Source organism: Novosphingobium profundi (genome assembly GCF_020524485.1).
Classification (GTDB): Bacteria; Pseudomonadota; Alphaproteobacteria; order Sphingomonadales; family Sphingomonadaceae; genus Novosphingobium; species Novosphingobium profundi_A.
In genome coordinates this window covers 295670-315621 of record NZ_JAIVLF010000004.1, presented here as the reverse complement: position 1 = coordinate 315621, position 19952 = coordinate 295670, and the positions used below count along the sequence as shown (strand labels likewise).

Annotated in this window: 19 protein-coding genes; 11 read left to right on the top strand and 8 right to left on the bottom strand. The window is 65.7% G+C overall.

Annotated elements, in window-relative coordinates; translation table 11 throughout:
- Positions 1-14 precede the first annotated feature (14 nt).
- The 3 genes from LC060_RS11795 to LC060_RS11785 all read left to right on the top strand — a co-directional run bounded on the left by LC060_RS11795 (position 15) and on the right by LC060_RS11785 (position 3146).
- Complete coding sequence (locus LC060_RS11795) at positions 15-1196, top strand: hypothetical protein (protein WP_226635786.1); 1182 nt, start codon at positions 15-17, stop codon at positions 1194-1196.
- A 32-nt stretch (positions 1197-1228) separates the two neighbouring features.
- Positions 1229-2509, top strand: coding sequence for an FG-GAP repeat domain-containing protein (locus LC060_RS11790; RefSeq protein WP_226635785.1), 1281 nt, complete (start codon positions 1229-1231; stop codon positions 2507-2509).
- Between the two features lie 88 nt (positions 2510-2597).
- Positions 2598-3146, top strand: coding sequence for a superoxide dismutase family protein (locus LC060_RS11785; protein WP_226635784.1), 549 nt, complete (start codon positions 2598-2600; stop codon positions 3144-3146).
- A gap of 21 nt (positions 3147-3167) precedes the next feature.
- On the opposite strand, the gene LC060_RS11780 is transcribed toward LC060_RS11785, so the two are convergent.
- The 4 genes from LC060_RS11780 to LC060_RS11765 are packed head-to-tail and all read right to left on the bottom strand — an operon-like array spanning position 3168 to position 7733.
- Entirely contained in the window at positions 3168-4643 is a 1476-nt protein-coding gene (locus tag LC060_RS11780) for an efflux transporter outer membrane subunit (RefSeq protein WP_226635782.1), read from the bottom strand.
- Positions 4640-5611: an HlyD family secretion protein gene (locus LC060_RS11775; RefSeq protein ID WP_226635781.1), complete on the bottom strand. Its 972-nt coding sequence runs from the start codon at positions 5609-5611 to the stop codon at positions 4640-4642. The genes LC060_RS11780 and LC060_RS11775 overlap by 4 nt, the downstream gene beginning before the upstream one ends.
- A complete protein-coding gene (locus tag LC060_RS11770) occupies positions 5608-5829 on the bottom strand; it encodes a DUF1656 domain-containing protein (protein WP_226635779.1) in 222 nt (73 codons plus the stop codon). The genes LC060_RS11775 and LC060_RS11770 overlap by 4 nt, the downstream gene beginning before the upstream one ends.
- Positions 5826-7733 (bottom strand): FUSC family protein, encoded by a 1908-nt coding sequence (locus LC060_RS11765; protein ID WP_226635778.1) that lies wholly within the window; start codon positions 7731-7733, stop codon positions 5826-5828. The genes LC060_RS11770 and LC060_RS11765 overlap by 4 nt, the downstream gene beginning before the upstream one ends.
- Before the next feature lie 228 nt (positions 7734-7961).
- Between LC060_RS11765 and LC060_RS11760 the strand changes: the two genes are divergently transcribed.
- Positions 7962-8870 (top strand): LysR family transcriptional regulator, encoded by a 909-nt coding sequence (locus LC060_RS11760; protein ID WP_226635776.1) that lies wholly within the window; start codon positions 7962-7964, stop codon positions 8868-8870.
- On the opposite strand, the gene LC060_RS11755 is transcribed toward LC060_RS11760, so the two are convergent.
- Both LC060_RS11755 and LC060_RS11750 read right to left on the bottom strand, forming a co-directional pair.
- A complete protein-coding gene (locus LC060_RS11755; protein WP_226635774.1) occupies positions 8858-10003 on the bottom strand; it encodes a pyridoxal phosphate-dependent aminotransferase in 1146 nt (381 codons plus the stop codon). The two genes, LC060_RS11760 and LC060_RS11755, sit on opposite strands and share 13 nt — an antisense overlap.
- 61 nt (positions 10004-10064) lie before the next feature.
- Positions 10065-10895, bottom strand: a complete 831-nt coding sequence (locus tag LC060_RS11750; protein WP_039395616.1) for a sulfite exporter TauE/SafE family protein — start codon at positions 10893-10895, stop codon at positions 10065-10067.
- Positions 10896-11190: 295 nt separating this feature from the next.
- On the opposite strand from LC060_RS11750, the gene LC060_RS11745 reads away from it, so the two are divergent.
- The gene (locus LC060_RS11745; RefSeq protein WP_226635773.1) at positions 11191-11964 is read left to right on the top strand and encodes an enoyl-CoA hydratase/isomerase family protein; all 774 of its coding nucleotides are present in this window, start codon (positions 11191-11193) and stop codon (positions 11962-11964) included.
- A gap of 10 nt (positions 11965-11974) precedes the next feature.
- Here LC060_RS11745 and LC060_RS11740 read toward each other — a convergent pair whose 3' ends face one another.
- Positions 11975-12709, bottom strand: coding sequence for a hypothetical protein (locus tag LC060_RS11740; protein ID WP_226635771.1), 735 nt, complete (start codon positions 12707-12709; stop codon positions 11975-11977).
- A 170-nt stretch (positions 12710-12879) separates the two neighbouring features.
- Between LC060_RS11740 and LC060_RS11735 the strand changes: the two genes are divergently transcribed.
- A complete protein-coding gene (locus tag LC060_RS11735) occupies positions 12880-14043 on the top strand; it encodes an isovaleryl-CoA dehydrogenase (protein ID WP_226635769.1) in 1164 nt (387 codons plus the stop codon).
- 245 nt (positions 14044-14288) lie between these two features.
- Positions 14289-15803, top strand: a complete 1515-nt coding sequence (locus LC060_RS11730) for an EAL domain-containing protein (protein ID WP_226635768.1) — start codon at positions 14289-14291, stop codon at positions 15801-15803.
- Here the strand turns inward: LC060_RS11730 and LC060_RS11725 are convergent.
- Positions 15793-16698, bottom strand: a complete 906-nt coding sequence (locus tag LC060_RS11725; protein WP_226635766.1) for a LysR family transcriptional regulator — start codon at positions 16696-16698, stop codon at positions 15793-15795. The genes LC060_RS11730 and LC060_RS11725 overlap by 11 nt on opposite strands.
- A gap of 169 nt (positions 16699-16867) precedes the next feature.
- Between LC060_RS11725 and LC060_RS11720 the strand changes: the two genes are divergently transcribed.
- From LC060_RS11720 to LC060_RS11705, 4 genes are all read left to right on the top strand, one after another.
- Complete coding sequence (locus tag LC060_RS11720; RefSeq protein WP_226635765.1) at positions 16868-17980, top strand: S-(hydroxymethyl)glutathione dehydrogenase/class III alcohol dehydrogenase; 1113 nt, start codon at positions 16868-16870, stop codon at positions 17978-17980.
- A 14-nt stretch (positions 17981-17994) separates the two neighbouring features.
- Positions 17995-18372 carry a VOC family protein gene (locus LC060_RS11715; RefSeq protein WP_226635763.1) on the top strand — a complete coding sequence of 126 codons (378 nt, stop codon included), beginning with the start codon at positions 17995-17997 and terminating at the stop codon, positions 18370-18372.
- Between the two features lie 13 nt (positions 18373-18385).
- Positions 18386-19225, top strand: coding sequence for an S-formylglutathione hydrolase (gene fghA / locus LC060_RS11710; RefSeq protein ID WP_226635761.1), 840 nt, complete (start codon positions 18386-18388; stop codon positions 19223-19225).
- A 553-nt stretch (positions 19226-19778) separates the two neighbouring features.
- Positions 19779-19922, top strand: coding sequence for a hypothetical protein (locus LC060_RS11705; RefSeq protein WP_226635759.1), 144 nt, complete (start codon positions 19779-19781; stop codon positions 19920-19922).
- Positions 19923-19952: the final 30 nt, after the last annotated feature.

Genomic DNA, 19952 nt, shown 5'->3' with positions numbered 1-19952 from the left:
GAGCCGTGCCCACCATGCCAAACCCGCTTCCTAACCTGATCCGGGCCGCAGCCCTTCCGATCACCGTCGCCGCGCTGGCGCCGCAGGTTCATGCGCAGGATCCGGTGTCCGACCATCCCGATTACATGGAGGCCGCGTTTTCAACAAAGCGGGTGCTCGACTGGGGGACGCGTCCCGACTGGTCGCCCGATGGCGCGAAGATTGCCTTCACCGAGGCGGAGAGCCGCAATACCCCCGCACATGAATTCGATCCAGCGACGGGCAAGGTGCGCTGCCTGACGTGCCATCTGGGCGGGCAGAAAGACGTGACGCGGATCTACTATCTCTACGATGGCAGCTTCCTGATCCTGGCCCCGCGCCGTCCTGCCGCGGATGGGAAACCGGTGCGCGGGCAGGAACTCTACTGGATGTCCGCCGGGTTGGGGCCGCTCCTGCCCATCGGCGCCAAGGGCTTTGGCGAGATCGCGATTACCCGCACGCCCGATACAGACGGCGCGGTGCGCATCGCCTGGGGCGATGCGGCGAACAACAACTCGCTCCTGACCACGGCAAAACTGTCGTGGGCCGAAGGAAAGCCGGTGCTGAGTGAGGAGCGGGTGCTCTACGACGCGCGCTCGCCCGACAAGCCGGAAGGGATGACCGTCGCCGAAGCCTACGGGTTCATGGAAGAGGGGCGCTACGTCACCTTCTACACCATCTTCGAGAAGGGCGACGTGCTCGACGACGAGATGGTCAAGGTGGATGTAGAGACCGGCGCGATCACCCCCCTCTACACCAGCCCCGCACACACCGAAACGCACCTGTTCCCGGACGAGCGTTACGGCCTGGAAGAATCCAACCGTGCCTCGGATCCGGTTGGAAAGTGGCGCGGTCTCAGCAGCCACCCGGCGCGTTTCATGTCCTTCATGGCCACGCGCACCGGGCTCGACCTGCCGAGCCCGGAGGAGCTGGAGGACTATGCGCCCCATGGTGCCAATGTCGGTTTTGATCGCCCCTTCGATCTCTACATGGTGCGCATCGACGGGTCACAGGAGCCCCGGCGCCTGACCACCATGGGCGACACCGCCGCGACCGCGCGCCAGTCGGTCATCTCGCCCGATGGCCTCCATATCGCCTACGCCGTTGATCCGCGTGAGAGCCCGAAAATCGCCGGGCAGGGCGGCCTCTACATCGGCACGTTCGGGGCGGCCGACTAAGCCTCTTGGCACAAGCAGTTTCGGAGCATTTCATGAAGATCGCCATGCGCAGCCTGCTTGCGCTTTCCGCCGCGGGCCTTGGGTCCTTCACGTTTACCCCACTCGCCGCGCAGGAGCCGCGTTCGCCTGAATACGTCGATGCGACGCGGGTCAACGTGCCGCTCGATCCATGGCTGCACGCGCTTGATGCGACCTTTGTCGATGTCGACAAGGATGGCGATCTCGATGTCGTTGTCGCGGTCGAATACGGGGTGAACCGGCTCTATCTCAATGACGGGCACGGCACGCTCACCTGGAAGAAGGGCGCGTTCGGCAACATCGTCCACGACAGCGAGCATGTCGCGGCGGCCGACTTCAATGGTGATGGCTGGATGGACATTGTCTTCGTGGCCGAGGACGACGGCGTGCACCAGCTCTTCCTGGGCGGACCGGGTGGGACCTTCACCGATGCCAGTGACCGTCTCCCCAGCCACAGCGAGGGCAACGCGCTTGCCATCGGCGATGTCGATGGTGACGGTCTGCCCGACATCGTGATCGGCAACACCAATGAGAAGGGTGCGGGCTCGGCCAAGGACTTCCTGTGGCTCAACGATCCCGACAATCCCGGCCACTTCATCGATGCCTCGGTAAGTCATCTGCCCGGCAACGAACAGGGCACGCAGGGGATCGTGCTGGCCGACATGAACGGCGATGGCGCGCTCGACATCGTGACCGCGCAGCAGGACGGGCCCAACCGCCTGCTCCTCAACGATGGAACCGGCCACTTCACCGAGGCGACCGACCGGCTGGAGCAGGACGTGCCCACCGAAACGCGCGAGGTTCATGTCTTCGACGCCAACGGCAACGGCCTTCCCGACATTCTCTATTTCAATCTCACCAGCAACAACCACGGCTGGGACAAGGACCCGCAGACGCGCCTCCTGCTGAACGATGGCAAGGGCCACTGGCGCGACGCGACGAAGGGCAATCTCCCGGAGCATCGCTTTTCCAGCTGGGGCGGCGAGATCGTCGACTTCAACCACGACGGCGCGCCCGACATCGTCGTCTCGGCCATCCAGGTTCCCGGATTCGTACCGCTCCAGGTGCGGGCCTGGCAGAACGATGGAAAGGGCCACTTCACCGACGTGACGCTGGCGATGATGCCGAGCGAGACCACCGGACGCAGCTGGAGCATGGCCAAGGGCGATCTTGATGGCGATGGCAAGGACGACCTCTTCATCGGCCAGTGGGGCACGCAGGCGCGCCTGCTCCTCACCAACCGCGACACGGTGAAGAAGGCGCCGTTTCCCAAGCTTGGCCAGCCGGCCAACTAGGCACGGGAACCGGCGGGAAGGCTCACGCGTAGACTTAGACACGTAGCTGGGGTGGGGACCTCGAATGCCTGAGCAAAGGAGCCTTCTCATGTTCACATCCCCTCGCGTGACCGCCGTGGCCCTGCTGGCCGTCAGCCTTTCCCCGCTCGCCGCGACCACTGCGCTGGCCGAGCATCACGAAGGCAAGGTGAGCGCCGCTGTCATCGACACCTCCGGGACGAGTGTGGGCCGGGTCGACCTGGAACAGACCCCGGCGGGTGTCCTGATCACGGCGGACGTGACCGGCCTTGCCCCCGGTGCGCATGGGTTTCACATCCATGAGAGTGGCACTTGCGATCCCGCGGACGGCTTCAAGAGCGCAGGCGGCCATTTTGCGCCGGGCGGCAGCAATCACGGCCTGATGGTTGAGGGTGGCCCCCACGGCGGCGACATGCCCAATCAGACCGTCGGCGCAGACGGGCATCTCCAGACTCAGGTGCTCAACACCGGCGTTACGCTGATGGCGGGCGAAACCTCGATCCATGATGCCGACGGTTCGGCGCTCGTCATCCACGAGGGCGCGGACGACTACACCAGCCAGCCGTCGGGCGCGGCGGGCAGCCGTGTCGCTTGCGCGGTCCTTAGCGCGCCAAAGTAACAGCGAATTGGTTGGGCGAGGTCAGTCTCCGGTCTCGGGCGGCAGTTCGCTGCCTTCCTCGGGGAGGGCCTCGCTCGCCTTCTGATCCGTCCAGCCCCCGCCCAGCGCCAGGAACAGGTTGATCTGCGCCTGTGCGACCGCGTCGTTGGCCTCGCGCTCGGCATCGCGCGCGGCGATGAGAGAGGCGTTGCTGGTAAGGTCATCGCGAAGACCGGTCTTGCCCGCGCGGAACAGACGCTTGCTCTGCGCGTCGAGCGTTTCGGCCTTCTCCAGCGCCTCTTCCAGATCGACGGCGCGGTTGTGCGCCTCGCGGTAGGAGGAGAGCGCGGTCTCGGTCTCGCGCAAGGCGCCCAGCACGGCGCCGTCGAAATCGGCGAGCGCCTTGTCCGCCCCGGCCTTGGCCAGCGTGACACGCGCGCGCTGCTGGCGCGTGGGAAAAACCCAGCTCAGCATCGACCCGATCGACCAGTGGCCCGCCATCGCCTTGCCCACATCGGCGAGGAGGCCGAAGGTGCCGCCCCCGCCACCGATAGCAATGTGGGGGTAGAGGTCGGCCTCAGCGACCCCGATCCCGGCCGTGGCCGAGGCCAGCGTGCGTTCGGCCGCGCGCACGTCGGGGCGGCGCGCCAGCAGCGAGGCACCGTCGCCGATGGGAAGGGGACGGTCGAGCTTGGGCAGGGCCTTGCAGCTTTCCACCTCGTGCGGGTATTCGGCCGGGGTCTTCCCGATGAGATAGGCGAGGCGATAGAGCCCGGCGCGCACGCGGGCGCGGTGTCCGGGGAGCTGTGATCGGGCCTGCGCAAGCATCTGTTCGGCAAGGGTGACCTCGGGCGTGCCAATCTTGCCGGCGGCGTGGAGCCGCTCAAGTACACCCAAGATGTGTTCGCGTGTTTCGACGGCCTGTTCGGCCAGCTCGACCGCTTCGTTCTCCCCGCAGACCTCGACATAGGCGCGCGCGACTTCGGCGGCGACGGTGACTTGCACGGCCTCAAGCAGCGCCTCGGTCGCCTCGTGCTCGGTCTCGGCCTGCTCGACCCGGCGGCGGATCTGGCCGAAGAGGTCAAGCTGGTAGGAGACGTTGGCCTCGCCGATGCCCAGGTTGTTCATCGGGATCGTCTCGAAGCGCAGGAAGCTCTCGCCCGAAAGGCGCGCGCGCTGGACCTGCGCATCAACTGCGACCTGCGGATCGTGGAGGCCCTTTGTCGCGCGCACCATGGCGGCCGAGCGCGCAAGGTTGGCGCCCGCTGAACGCAGCTCGGTGTTGGCGGCCAGAGCTTGCTCTTCCAGCGCGTCGAGGACCGGATCGTCGTAGAGCGACCACCAGCGCGGCGGCAGTTCGTCCGTCACGGTAAGCGCGCCTGCGGTGAGCGGGGCCTTGGCCTCGGGCCGCGCGATGGCCGCGTTCTCGGGCAGGTGGTAATCGGGCCCCACAGTGCAGGCGGCCAGCGCGGTCACGCTGGCGAGGGTGCCTAGTGAGCGAAAGCGCAGGCGTCTCACTGCTTGTCGTCCAGTTCAAGGCTGACCGAAACGGTGCGCCCCGAGATCAGCGCAAGGTCCCTGGGCGCATCGTCGATGTGGATGCGCACCGGGATGCGCTGGGGCAGGCGTACCCAGCTGAAGGAGGGATTGATCGCGGGCAGCAGGTCCTGGCTGTCGGTGCGGTCGTGGTCCTTGATGCCCGCCGCGATGGAAAAGACGTGCCCGTGCATCGGCTGGTCGGTGCCCATCGGCCGGATCAGCGCCTTCTGGCCCAGGTGGATATGGGCAAGCTTGGTTTCCTCGAAATAGCCTTCCACGCGCAAGGTGGAGGTGTCGACAAGCGCGAGTACCGGACTGCCCGCGCTGACGTAATTGCCCACGCGCAGGGCAAAATCGGACATGTAGCCGCTCACCGGCGCGACCACGTGGGTGCGCTTGAGGTTGAGTTCGGCAAGGTCCAGCGCGTTGCGGGCGGCCGCGAGGCGGGCGGCGGCCTGCTCGATGGCGGCGTGGGCCTGCGCGGCGCGTGCGGTCAACTCGCGGGCGCGGGTCTGGGTCTGCTCGGTCGTCTCGCTGGGGAGAAGGTCGGACAGGCTGGTATCGCGCTTTTCCTCGCGGCGGGCTTCGGCCAGGCTCGCTTCAACTCCTTGCGCGGCGGAGCGGGCCGCGTCGAGGTCGGCCTCGGCCTGGCGCACCGCGACTTTTGCCTCGGTCACGGCCAGCGTGTAGCGGGCGGGGTCGATCTCGAAGAGGATGTCGCCGCGCTTCACCGGATCGTCGTGGTCGAAATAGACCTTGGTGACGAGGCCGCCGACGTCAGGTGCGATCTGTACGACGTCGGCCCGAATGCGCCCGTCCCGGGTCCAGGGATCGTCCTGATAATAGCGGAACAGCGAGATGCCCGCCCAGATCGAGACAAGCACGAGCGAACCCGTGATGGCCATGGAAATGACCTTGCGGCGACGTTCGGTGGATGACGGGCTCATGGGTGGTATCCGGCAAACTGCGGGGGAAGGACAAGGACCAGGGCGGCCCAGACGACGACGAAGAGAGCGGTGTCGAACAGCACCCCGTGCCAGATCCAGCGGTAGAGGCGCAGTGTGGAGAGCAGGCGGTGCAAGAGGAAGGTGAGGACGAGCGCGATGCAGGCCTCGACCGGGGCGGCGGCGACGTAGATGACGCCCAGCAGATAGTCCGGCGTCACGTCAGGGCATCCCTTCGAAAATCGGCGGCTTCGGGGAAGAGGTTGCGGCGCAGGGCCACCAGCGCCCCCAGGCCATCGGTACGGTCGGGCAGGGCATCCTGGCGGTGCGCGACCGGCGGCCCCTTGGCGAGCATCAGGCGCATGGCCGCATCGATCCGGCCAAGCAGGCGCGGGGGCGCGGGCCGTGCGGGCTCCTGGTAGGTGCGTGTCACGTCGCGCAGGACCCGCGCGAGGGCGAGCGAGAGCTTGCGCTCGGCGCTCATGCGCACTTGCTGGATGGTGACGATGTTCTCGGCGATGCGCACCTCGCGCAAGGTTGCGGTGGCCTCGTCGGTCGCATCGCCCAGGCGCTCGGTGATGAGCGCCATGCGGTCGGTCGTCCGGCCAAGGGCAGCCATCGGGTTGGGCGCGACGCGCGCCGAGGCAAGGCTGACGAGATCGCGGTGGAGATTGCGGCGCAGGCGTCGCACGATCCGGTCCACGCCCGCCGAACGCAGCCCCGCCGTCACGATTGCCGCGACGAGCACGCCCAGCACCTGCCCCGCATTGCCGTTGAGGAAGCGCGCAAAGTCGGCGTGGTAGCTCTCCTGCAGCGCCAGCGCATTGGCAAAGCCCAGCATGAATGCGCCGCCCATCAGGCCATAGCGCGGGTGGGGGATGATCCAGGCCGCCGCGAACAGCACCGGGAAGAGCAGGATCGCGAGCGGAATGAACCCGTCGACCGGCGGCATCAGCACGAAGAGGTAGAAGGCGGCCGGTACCAACGAGACGATGATCGCCCCGCCAAAGCTCAGGATCATTTTTACCGGGTTGTCGAGGGCGGCGAAGAGGCAGCAGAAGATGCCCGTCATCATCGCCGAAACCCCGCCGTCGGCCCAGCCCGTGCCAATCCAGATCGCGCAGCAGATGAGGATCGAGATCGCGGCGGCGAGCCCTGCCAGCATGGCAAAGACCCAGTCGGCATGAAGCGCGATCACCGCGCGGTTCTCCAGCTTGTCGACAGGTTTGGGTTTGCGCCGGTCCTCGACGTGGGCGAGGATCGCTTCGCATTCGTCGAGAAGCTGCGCGGTCTGGCCCTCGCGCAGTGTGTGGCTGTGGCGCAGGAGTTCGCGCCATTCCGGGCTCGCGTCAGGCCGGGTCGCAAGCTCGTCAAGCGCGCGCTGGCGGTCGGCGAGCCCCGAAAGCGCGGGCAATAGCAGCAGGATGCGGCGCAGCATCGCCTGGACCGAACTGCTGGCGTCGCGCCAGTGCGAGGTGTCGAAGGGGATGTGGGTGGCCATGATGACGCAGTCCATCGCGTCCTTGGCCAGCCTGCGGCGCCCCTCGCGCGGATCGCCCGACCCGTCCGAGGCGAGGATCTCGGCGCGCCAGGCGCGGGCGTCGCGGCACCAGACCGAGAGCTTGAGGCCCATCGTCTTGCCCACCGACTGGGGCCAGAGCAGACTGTGGGTGAGCGTGGCGCAGGTAATGCCGAGCACGATCTCGGTCACGCGCGCAGTCGCGATCTCGAACACGGCCTCGGGCTGGTCCACTGCGGGAAAGCCGACAATGAGCGCGGTGTAGCCCATCAGCATCATCGTGTAGGCGCGCGGCGAACGGTCGAGCAGCGAGATCGCCAGAGTCCCCCCGACCCACAGCGCGAAGGCGAGGCACAGGAGCGGCGGCCAGTCGACGAGCGCGGGGACGAGCGCGACGGCCACGGTTGCCCCCACGAAGGTGCCGAGCACGCGGTAGATCGCCTTGGAGCGCGTTGCGCCGGAAAGCGGGCTGGAGATGATGTAGGCGGTCGTGATCGCCCAGAACGGACGCTCCAGCCCGACCCACAGCGTGATCCACAGCGCCATGAGCGCGGCCAGCGTGGTCTTCAGGGCAAAGAAACTAGCCTGCCAGCGGGGCGAGGTCATCGGGCGGGGGTCCAACGGGGAGGCGACGGTGTCCGGCAGGGGCGATGGGGTGGTCGGTCGGGCGCGCGTGCGAGGGTAAGGCGAGAATGCCCATCGCGATCGGATGAACGTGGGGGAGGGGGGGATCAATCATCCGTCCGCGATGGGCGAGGTGCCCAATATGCGGTTTTTACTCCTAAGGGATATTAGATGATTTGGGATTATCCATAAGTTGCGTTATGTGAGGTCATGGCCCTGACACAACTGCGCAGTTTCGTGGAAGTCTACCGGCAACAATCGCTTAGCGGTGCTGCGCGCAGCCTGGGCCTGACCCAGCCTGCAATCTCGCAGCATATCGCCGCGCTTGAGGCCGCGATCGGCCATGCGCTCTTCGTGCGCCACGCCAAGGGGGTGCGCCCGACGGTGATTGCCGACGAAATGGCCGCAGGGCTAGGCGATACCCTCGACATGGCCGAGGCCGTCCTCGCGCGCACCCGGGCCCGCTCACGGGATCAGACCGGGATCGTGCGGATCATGGGGCAGGCCGATTTCCTGGCCGAGATGGTCGTGCCCCGGCTTGTTTCACTGGTGCGGGCGGGCATGCAGATCCGCTTCGCGGCCGCGGACCACGCGCAGATGGCGGCTGGCGTGCTGGAGGACGATTGCGACCTGGCGCTGTCGGGCTATCCGGTGCTTGACGGCAATGTGCGCAGCGAGATGGTGCACGAGGAGCGCCTGCACGCGGTCGCCTCGCCTGTAGTGGCCGCGCGGATCATGGCCGCGCCCGATCTGGGCCAGGCGCTCCACGAGGAGCCGGTGCTGGCCTTCAACATCAAGCAGCAGCTCATTTCGACCTGGCTGGGCGCCAATGGCCTTGCCCGCCATGCACTTCCGCCCGCCATCATGGGGCAGGACCTCAGGTGCCTCCAGCGCATGGTCATGGACGGCTTTGGCTGGTGCGTCCTGCCCAGCTACTTGTGCGAACGGCACATCGCGAGCGGCGAACTTGTCGAGATCGAGCCGCCGGTCGAGATGCCGGTCAACCGCTACTTCCTGATCTGGCTGCCCAAGGTCCTGCGCGAACCGCGGATCGCGGCGGTGCACGAGTTGATCCGCGAGAAGTTCCGCGAGGACGCGGCGCTGCCTCAGGCCTTGTAGGTCCGGCGCAGCACTTCGGCGTAGCGGGCCACGTCCTCCATGCGGCCGGTGCTGACGCGCGAGTAGTGCGTCCAGGTCCCGTAGGCCGGGCGGATCGCGACCTGGGCCTTGGCCATCTCGGCCTTCAGGGCATCGGCATCGGGCACCTTCACATAGACGAAGCTGGCGTCAGAGGGCAGGGCTGTGAGCCCGGCCGCGCCGACCGCGTCCATGATGGCCTCGCGCGCTTCAAGGATGCGGGCCTTGGAATAGGAAAGGAAAGCCTCATCCTGGTAGGAGGCGATCCCCGCGGCGAGCCCGGCGCTGTTGCCCCCAAAGCTCATCAGATAGCCGCGCAGCTTCTCCACCATGGCGGGCGAAGTGAGCGCGTAGCCCAGACGCAGCCCTGCCATGCCGTAGATCTTGGAGAAGGTGCGGCAGATGATGAGGTTCTCGCGTTCGGCCAGGAGATCGACCATCGAGGTGTAGTCGGGCCGCGCGGTCAGCTCCATGTAGGCCTCGTCGACAAGGACGGTGATGGCCGGGTCGACCCCGCGGATGAAGGCGCGCAGGGCATCGCCATCGAGCGACATGGCGGTGGGGTTGTTGGGATTGCAGATGTGGATGAGGCCGATGTCCGGGGTGATCGCGGCCTTCATGGCGGCAAGGTCGATCCCCATGTCGGGGGCAAGGGGAACGCGCTTCAGCCTGGCGCCCTTCTTCTCCGCATACGTGACGGTGGTGTCCCAGAACAGGTCCGGGCACAGGATCGCGCCTTGCTCGGCCAGCGCCATCGAGGCGCAGCACAGGACCTCGGTGGAGCCCGAGCTCACGATGACGTGATCCGGGGCGAGGCCAAAGCGCTCGGCGATCATGTCGGTAAGGTAGGCGACGCCCCTGTCGGCGTAATAGGCCCCGTGGCCGGAGGCCTGCGTCAGGGCCTGGAGCGCCTTGGGCGAGGGGCCGAAGGGGTTCTCGTTCCGGCTGAGCTGGGCAAGCCCTGTGGGCGGCCCGAAGAGGTCGCCGACTGCGCTGGGCGGCGGAACCGGCGAGGCGGCCAGCGCCGCGCGCGAGGCGCTCGTTGCGGCCAGGCCCAGCGCCGTTCCGGCGGTCGCGCTGCCGATCAGGGCGCGGCGGGTGAAGGCATGGGACATCGGGCGTTTCCTCCTTACGGGATGGGCGGGTGGTTCGAGTGTCAGACAGTTCTAGCGGGGATCAGCCTCCGAGCCCGTTGCGGACCATGGTGAAGGCGACGAAGAGCAGGTAGAGGCCGAAGACCGGGCGCAGCACGGCGGCGGGCAGACGGTGCGCGGTCGCCGCGCCCCAGGGGGCCGATATGATCGACGTGCTGACGATGGCGAGCGTCGCGGGAAGGTTGATGTAGCCCAGCGATCCGCTCGGCAGGTCGGGCGCGCCAAGACCGATGGCGATGAAACCCAGGGTGCCCGGCACCGCGATCAGGAAACCGACGCCAGAAGCCGTCGCGATGGCGCGGTGAATGTCCTTGCCGCACAGCGTCATGACGATGATCGCGATGGTGCCGCCGCCAATGCCCAGCAGGGACGAGAAGGCGCCGATGCCCCCCGCGATGCCGACGCGCGCAAGGCCGCCGGGAAGCTCGTCACGTAAGTGGCGGTTGGCAAGGATGGGGAAGAGGAAATGGAGCGCCATGATGGCAACGCCCGCCCCGAAGATGAGCGCGAGCATGGCCCCGCTGACCCTTGCTGCAAGTAGCACGCCGGCGGCTACGCCGAGGACGATCCAGGGCGCCCAGGCCTTGAGCAGCGCGAAGTCGACCGCTCCGCGCCGGGCATGGGCCTGAACCGAGCGCAGCGAGGTCACCAGGATCGTGGCGAGCGAGGTGCCGATGGCGACATGGGCAAGGCTCTCGGGCGTCCCTCCCAGCAGCGGAAGCATGATGAACAGCACTGGCACGACCACGAAACCACCGCCGATCCCGAAGAGCCCGGCGGCAAAGCCCGAGGCCAGACCTGCTCCCAGCATGAGCGCGAGCGGTAAAGCCCAGGTCCATAGGTCCGCCGTCATGCCGCGCTGCACCCCAGGTGCGCGGACAGGCGGACGATGCGCTCCCCCGAAACGCGGGGCATGGGCGGAATTGCAAGGCGAGGCGGAGTGTCACGTCTGTGCATGGCCGTGGAGTATGTCGAAGGAATTGCGCACAGGCGAGCCCTTAAATTTCGGCAATGCAGCAATCGCGCGATAGATGCTGTACGGAGATGCGCTGGCTCATAACCGCGAACGTGCTTGAACAGGCGCTAACCTTTCTGGAATAAGTCCGGAAAGGCATGAAAAAGGCCGTCAGGCAGGAGACCCACCGCAGATGAGCATCGATGTGACCCTCGAGCGTGATCACCACGTTGCGAAGATCCATTTTTCCAAGCCGCCCCACAATTTCGCCTGTCCCGACCTGATGCGTCAGATCGCCGATGCGCTCTACAAGGTGGACAGCGATCCGGCGCTGCGCTGCTCGGTCCTGACCTCGCAAGGGCGCTCGTTCTGTGCAGGCGCGGATCTTGCTGGGGACGCTACGATTGCGGGCAATGGCGGCATGGCCGCAATCTCCAAGCTCTACAACCAGGCCGAGCGGATGTTCCGCCGCCGCAAGCCGATCATCGCCGGAGTGCAGGGCGCGGCCATCGGTGCCGGGCTGGGCCTTGCCATGGCCGCCGATTTCCGGGTGGCCGACCCGACCACGCGGCTTTCGGCCAATTTCACCCGGCTCGGTTTTCACCCCGGTTTCGCGCTGACCTATACCCTGCCGCGGCTCCTGGGCCCTCAGCGGGCGAGCTGGATGATGCTTTCCTCCGAGCGCGTGAAGGGCAAGACGGCGCTCGACTGGGGGCTGGTCGACCGCATGGTGGACGAGGGCACCGTCGCCGAAGAGGCGCTTGCCATGGCGCACGAGATTGCCGGCAACGCCCCGCTGGCGCTGCTTGCGGTGCGACGCACGCTGATGGACGGCACGGCCAACGCGGCGGTGGCGGCGATGCGGCGCGAACATGCCGAGCAGTCGGCCTTGCGCGCGACGGCGGACTACGCCGAGGGCGTTGCCTCGGTCTTCGAGCGGCGCCCGGCAAACTTCATCGGGTCGTAAGAGCGCGCCCTTAGGTGTGGTTGAAGAAGCGGGGGTAGCGGTCGACGAAGCGCTGCAACCAGTCACGCCGCCCCTCCTTGCGGGCCTGGAGCATGTAGACAAGGCCGATCAGGCTGGCGGTCAGCGCACCCAGGGTGTCGACGATAAGGTCCCACATCGTGTCGGTAAGGCCCGAAGGATCGTCCAGCATCGGCTTTTGCATGTTGAGCCCGAAGACCTGGTCCATCGTGAACTCGAAGATCTCCCAGATCGCGCCGAGCCCGACGCTGAAGAAGAAAGCGAAGAAGGCTAGGAACGAGGGGCGCATGTGCAGGCTGACCGTCTCGGTCTCGTTGAGCATGTAAAGCGTGAGAAAGCCGAGCAGCCCCAGCATCACGCCCGAACAGGTGTGGAGCGCGATGTCCCACCACCAGAACTTTTCGTAGAAGTCGCCCACTTCGCCCAGGAACAGCGTGGCGAACACAAAGATCACTGCAAATATCTGGATCTCGACCGGGACATTGGCGATCAGGCGACGGTGCACCGTGACGGGGATGGCGATGACGATCATGAGGCCGGTGACGAGGAACACATGGGCCCAGCGCGCGGAGATCACCAGGGTGACGAGTTCGATGCCCATGATCGCCAGGAAAAGGTAGGTCACGAGGACCTGCACGCGCGGTGGTGCGTTGGTACCCAGGACAGCCTTGCTGGGCTGCGCGTCGCGAGGGCTCGAAGGCTTTGCGATCGGATCCTGATTTGGCACGATAATTTCACACCTTGGTTACGAGTGCAGTGTCTTGGGTGTCAGGTGTTGCTTGACCTGCACCGCAAAGTCCCGGATGCAGGGGCAGCCTACAACAGGACATACCGGGGACAACACCCGCAAGGTCCGAAGGATGCGTCGCCGTTCATGGTGGCGGGAAGAGGAGAGAGATGACAGCGACCCCCGATTTCGATTTTGGCCTGGGCGAAAGCGCGCAGATGATCCGCGAAAGCGTGGCGCGCTTCGCGTCCGAGCGGATAGCGCCGATGGCAGCCGAGATTGACCGCGAGGACAGGTTTCCCCGCGAACTCTGGCCCGAGATGGGCGCGCTTGGCCTCCATGGCATTACGGTGGAGGAAGAGTGGGGCGGGATCGGCCTTGGCTATCTCGAACACGTTGTGGCGGTCGAGGAAGTCAGCCGCGCCTCGGCCTCGGTCGGCTTGTCCTATGGCGCGCATTCGAACCTGTGCGTTAACCAGATCCGCCGTTGGGGCAGCGACGCGCAGAAGGAGAAGTACCTCGCCCCGCTCATCAGCGGCGAACACGTCGGCAGTCTCGCCATGTCCGAGGCGGGCGCGGGGTCGGATGTCGTGAGCATGAAGCTGCGCGCCGAGGCGGTCCCGGGCGGCTGGCGTCTTGATGGCACCAAGTTCTGGATCACCAACGGGACATTTGCCGATACGCTGGTGGTTTACGCGCGCACCGATGCGGATGCGGGCTCGCGCGGGATCACTGCGTTCTTGGTCGAGAAGGGGATGCAAGGCTTCTCCATCGGCCAGAAGATCGACAAGCTGGGCATGCGCGGATCGCCCACGTGCGAGCTTGTCTTTGCCGATTGCTTCGTGCCCGAGGCGAACGTGCTCGGCCCGGTCGGGGGCGGGGTGAAGGTGCTGATGAGCGGCCTCGACTATGAACGCGTCGTGCTGGCCGGCTTGCAGCTGGGCATCATGCAGGCCTGCCTCGATACCGTCATTCCCTACGTGCGCGAACGGCGCCAGTTCGGCGCGCCCATCGGAACCTTCCAGCTCATGCAGGCCAAGGTCGCGGACATGTATGTCGCGCTGCAATCGGCCCGCGCGTACGTTTACGCGGTGGCGCGGGCCTGCGATGCGGGCAATACAACGCGCTTCGATGCAGCCGGTGCAATCCTGCTGGCGAGCGAAAGCGCGTTTCGCGTGGCGGGCGAGGCGGTGCAGGCGCTGGGCGGGGCGGGCTACACGACCGACTGGCCGGTGGAGCGCTACCTGCGCGATGCCAAGCTCCTCGATATCGGAGCGGGCACCAACGAGATCCGGAGGATGCTGATCGGACGGGAACTGATCGGGGCGGGATAACCGGCGCTGTGCGACCGGCGAGGTGCCCTGCAACTTCGCCGTTTGTTCTGCATTGCATACAATATGTCTACGCTCGGCCTCCGCAGATTGAAGTTGCCTCCCGCCGCTGATAGACCCGCTGTGCATCGGGTAAGGAGTGACGCCGGTGTCTTTTTCTTGCCTGGAGTGAGTGGGTGACCCCAGCGTCGGCCAATCGGAGACTTTTTTCTCCCCTGATACTGGCCGCGGCATGTTTCCTCGTTCTCATGCCTGTCGGCCTTGCCGCGCTGGTCGCCTGGCAGCAGGCCGAGGCGCGTGCCGAGGAAGCCGCCCGGGAAATGGCGGACGTTGTCCTGAGCAAGGTGGTGGTCGCCGCCGACCAGGTCATGGCGGCCAATCGCCTCGCGTTGGATCTGGAGGGCGTTGCGCCTTGCTCGGAGGCGGCTCTGGCAAAGATGCGCAGTATCGACCTTGATTCCACCCTGCTTCAGGCGGTCGGATATGTCCGGGACAACGCCATAGTCTGTTCCTCCATCGATCGGGACTTGCGTATCGAACTGGGCGAGCCGTCGATCCGCTCGAACACCGGCGTCGAGGTCTGGATGGATGTCCGGTTTGAGCCTGATGGGCCCGGGTATTTCGTCATCGGCCGGGGGCCCTATGTCGCGGTCGTCCACAAGGACCTCCTGCTCAGCTTCGTGGAGTTGCAGCAAGGGACGGCGATTGCCGCGATTTCCTGGAGCAGCGAGCGCGTGGTCATGTCCAAGGGGGCTTTCGACTTTGCGCCCTTTGCAGGCCGCGCCGTGCTGGACAAGGGCTTCTGGTCGGGCGATCATGTGGTCTATCTGCTCAAGAACAGCCGTTACGATCTAGCCGTGGGGGCTGCGGTGCCGGGTGTTCTGGTGCGCCAGTTCTTCTATCAGACGCTCGTGATGCTGGTGCCGATCGGCATCCTGATCGGACTGCTCCTGGCCGCCATGCTCATCAGCATCATGCGCCAGCGCACATCCAGCGCCGCGCTCATCCGCAGCGGCCTGATGCGCGACCAGTTCTTCGTGGAATACCAGCCTGTCATCGATCTTCGGACGGGAGGGATTTCCGGCGTGGAGGCCCTGCTGCGCTGGCGCTGCGATGGTGAGCGCAAGGTGGGCCCCGATGAGTTCATTCCCGTGGCCGAGGCGTCAGGGCTCATCCATGCGCTGACCGAGCGCTTGTTCGACCTCATCATGCGCGATGCGCCGCGCCTGCTGGCCTTACGCCCTGATCTCCATATCGGGATCAACCTCTCGGCCAACGATCTCCACGATCCGGCTTTGCCGGATCGGATCGGGCGGCGCATTGCCGAGGCCGGTCTGCCGCCGCGCAATTTCGTCTTCGAGGCGACCGAACGGGCCTTTATCGATGTCGAACGTGCGGGCGATGCCATACGGGCCATTCGCGCCATGGGCGCGCGCATCGCCATCGACGATTTCGGGACCGGCTATTCCAGCCTGAGCTTCCTGGCCCAGCTTGATCTCGATTATCTCAAGGTCGACAAGCTTTTCGTCCACGCGCTCGGCGCCAACACCGCGACAAGCCATGTGACCGAGCGGGTGATCGAGATCGCCAAGGACCTCCATCTGGAGGTCATCGGGGAAGGTGCCGAGACCGAACAGCAGGTGCATTTGCTGCGCGGGCTTGGGGTGGAATACGCGCAAGGGTACTATTTCGACCGGGCCCTGGGCCTCGAGGTGCTCGAGGGCCGGCTCCGGGCAGAAAAGCCCTACAGCTTCACCCCGTGAGAGCGGTAGCGGGGATATCCTCGCCCGAGAGCCGTCCCTGGAGTTCGGCCCGCAGCCGCTCCACCAGCGTGCTGACCTTGGGGGAAAGATGCTTGGGGCGGGGGTAAACCGCCCAGATCGGTTCGTCCTCGGGGCATTCGGCGCTCAGGACCTCGCGCAAGGTGCCGCTGCGCAGGTGCGGTGCGGCATAGAAACGCGGCAGCTGGCACAGCCCCATGCCCTCGAGCGCCGCTTCCAGCACCATGATCCCGCTGTTCGCCTTCCAGCGTCCTTCAGGGCGGAAGGTCTCGCCGCGTGCGAACTGCCACAGACTGTTCGAGCCCATCAGGCAGGCGTGGCCCTTGAGATCGCCGATGCGCAGGGGTACGCCGTGCTGCGCAAGATAGCCGGGGGAAGCCACCGTCACCATCGCGCGCGAGGCGACGCGGGTGGCGACAAGGCGCGAGTCCTCCAGGTGGCCAGTGCGGATGGCCAGATCGTAGCCGTCGCGGATGAGGTCGACGACATCGTTGTCGAGATCGCAGGTGATGGCGATTTCGGGATATTCCTGGGCATAGCCGCGCAGGATCGGGCCGATGAACTGCTCGCCCAGCGTGTAGGAGCAGGTGATCCGCAAATGCCCGCGCGGCGAACTGCTCGCCGTCATCGCGGCGATGGCATCGTCGCGTTCGGCAATGAGGCGGCTGCCGGTCTCGAAAAAGTGGCGTCCCGCCTCGGTCAGGCTGAGCGAGCGGGTGGTGCGGTGGAAGAGCTGGCTGCCCAGTCGTGCCTCCAGGCGGCTGACAGAGCGGCTCATGTGCGTGACCGACGCACCGAAACTGCGCGCCGCCCCGGTAAAGCTGCCCGCGCGCGCCACGCTCACGAATTCCTCGATGCCGTCCCAGGCTCCGCTCATGCGACGGACCTCATGTCTCAGCTCTCATGTCGTTGGTCCCATGGCCGTTCTCCTGCAAAGATTATTCCTGTATGGTTATAATGCTTTGCAAAACAACCCCATTCACGCCAATCCAGCAACGCGCTAGAAGGCCCGCCAACGCCATCCGGCAGACTAGGAGATACCGCCCATGAAGACTCGCGCAGCCGTCGCGTTCGAAGCCAAGAAGCCGCTGGAAATCGTCGAAGTGGATCTCGAAGGCCCCAAGGAGGGCGAGGTCCTCGTCGAGATCATGGCGACCGGCATCTGCCACACCGACGCCTACACCCTCGACGGGCTCGATTCCGAAGGCCTGTTCCCCTCGATCCTGGGCCACGAAGGCGCAGGGATCGTGCGCGAAGTGGGCGCGGGCGTGACCTCGGTCGCGGTCGATGACCACGTCATCCCGCTCTACACGCCCGAATGCCGCCAGTGTAAGACCTGCACCTCGGGCAAGTCGAACCTGTGCACCTCGATCCGTTCGACCCAGGGCCAGGGCCTGATGCCCGACGGCACCAGCCGCTTCTCCTACAAGGGCCAGAAGCTCTACCACTACATGGGCTGCTCGACCTTCTCGAACTTCACCGTCCTGCCTGAAATCGCGCTCGCCAAGATCCGCAAGGACGCGCCGTTCCAGACCTCGTGCTACATCGGCTGCGGCGTGACCACGGGCGTGGGCGCGGTGGTCAATACCGCCAAGGTGCAGGTCGGCGACAACGTCGTCATCTTTGGCCTGGGCGGCATCGGCCTCAACGTGATCCAGGGGGCCAAGCTCGCTGGTGCCAACAAGATCATCGGCATCGACCTCAATTCCGACCGTGAGGAATGGGGCCGCAAGTTCGGCATGACCGACTTCCTCAACACCAAGGGCATGAAGCGCGAGGACGTGATCGCCAAGGTCCTGCAGATGACCGACGGCGGCGCGGACTACACCTTCGACTGCACCGGCAACACCGAAGTCATGCGCACCGCGCTCGAATGCTGCCACCGCGGCTGGGGCGAGAGCATCGTCATCGGCGTGGCCGAAGCGGGCAAGGAAATCTCCACCCGTCCGTTCCAGCTCGTCACCGGGCGTGTGTGGAAGGGCTCGGCCTTCGGCGGCGCCAAGGGCCGGACCGACGTGCCCAAGATCGTCGATTGGTACATGGACGGAAAAATCCAGATCGATCCGATGATTACCCACGTCATGGGGCTTGAAGACATCAACAAGGCGTTCGATCTGATGCACGCGGGCGAATCCATTCGCTCGGTCGTGGTTTACTGAGGAGACCCTTTACGATGTTCAGCCACATCTTCGTCGGCACCAACGATGCCGCTACCGCCAAGACCTTCTACGACGCCGTCTTCGGGGCCTATGGTCTCAAGGAAGGCTTCGGGATCAAGGACGGCGCGGCCTACGTGTATTCCGACGGAACGGCCAACTTCATCGTCGGCGTGCCCGCCAACGGTGAGCCCGCGACCTTCGCCAACGGCGGCACGATCGGTCTGAAGGCCGCGAGCCCCGAGGCGGTGGACGCGGCCTACAAGGCCGGTCTTGCGGCCGGGGGCACCTGCGATGGCGAACCGGGGCCGCGCGCCGCGTTCCCGGGCAGCTACGGCGCGTACCTGCGCGACCCGGACAACAACAAGATCTGCCTCTGGCACGTGGCAGCGTAAGGAACAGCAGAACATGAGCCTCGAGACGGTATCCACCACCCGCAGCCATGGCGGCATCCAGGGCGTCTACACGCATCGCTCGGCTGAGACTGTCACCGACATGACCTTCTCGGTCTTCGTGCCCGACCACGCCGAGGGCGCAAAGCTGCCGGTCCTGTGGTACCTCTCGGGGCTCACCTGCACCCACGCGAACGTCACCGAAAAGGGGGAGTTTCGCGAAGCCTGTGCCCGGCACGGGATCATCTTCGTCGCGCCCGACACCTCGCCCCGCGGCGAGGACGTGCCCGACGAGGATAGCTACGACTTCGGCAAGGGCGCGGGCTTCTACGTTGATGCGACGCAGGAGCCCTGGAAGGCCAACTTCCGCATGCGCTCCTACATCGAGAGCGAATTGCCCGCGCTGATCGGGGAGGCGTTCCCGGCCGACATGGCACGCCAGGCTATTACCGGCCATTCAATGGGCGGCCACGGCGCCTTGACCATCGGCCTGCGTAACCCGGAGCGGTTCCGCTCGATCAGTGCGTTCTCGCCGATCGTCTCGCCGCAGGCGTGTCCCTGGGGCGAGAAGGCCCTGAGCGGGTACATCGGCGCGGACCGGGCGGACTGGCGCGAGTACGATGCCTGCGCGCTCATTGCCGATGGTGCACGCGCGCCGCATCTGCTGGTGGATCAGGGGACAGCCGACGGCTTCCTCGAAGAGCAGCTCAAGACCCAGCTTCTTGTCGAGGCTTGCAAGGCTGCGGGCATGCCGGCCACGATCCGCATGCAGGAGGGCTACGACCACTCCTACTACTTCATCTCGACGTTCCTGGGCGAACACGTCGCCTGGCACGCGGCGCACCTCGCCGCCTGAGCGGAACGCCGCGAATACTGGCTTGGCCGGAAGGGCACACAGGCCTGTCCCTTCCTGCCTTGGCCTGCCGAATCGTTTGACACATGCTTGCCCGTAGCGCCGTCGATTCGGTATCGGGCATACCGAGTGCGACCTGTTTTTGCCGCATTTGCTGCCCTGCGGCACGAAAAACCGGCGCAAATTGTGCCCTGCCGCGAGGTCGAGCGCACTACGTCGCCAATGGTCCGAGATTGCGTCGGCTTGAGCCGTGCTGCAGTGCGAGCATGCATATTGGACAACTGGATATTGTTGCATATCCATGTCAGCAAATTTTAGATTTGCGAATTAATATTCCAACCACAGGCCAATTCGAGATGTTTTTGCCTTGCTTCACATTCGATATAGCAAAAATGCGGTAATCTTGTTATAGATCAAGGCGTCGAAGGGCCATTCGGGATGACACTAAGAAGTGCACTCGGATGTTTGGAGTAAAACGAGGTCGGTTTTGCAAAACGCAAGATGCTGGCCACTATTTGGGGATGTCACCGTGCAGGTCGCAAACAAGAAAAGCATCATGTTCGATCCCGGACCGCGTCAGGTCTATGCCATGCAGCGTCTGGAGAACCGTGCCGGTGAGCACGATCCGCGCGGGCTGATCGCGGGCTTCGTGCTCAGTCTGGCGTGCTGGGCAGCCTTGGGCTTCTACCTCCTCCACTAATCAGGACCTTGTCGGGCGGGAACGCGCGGG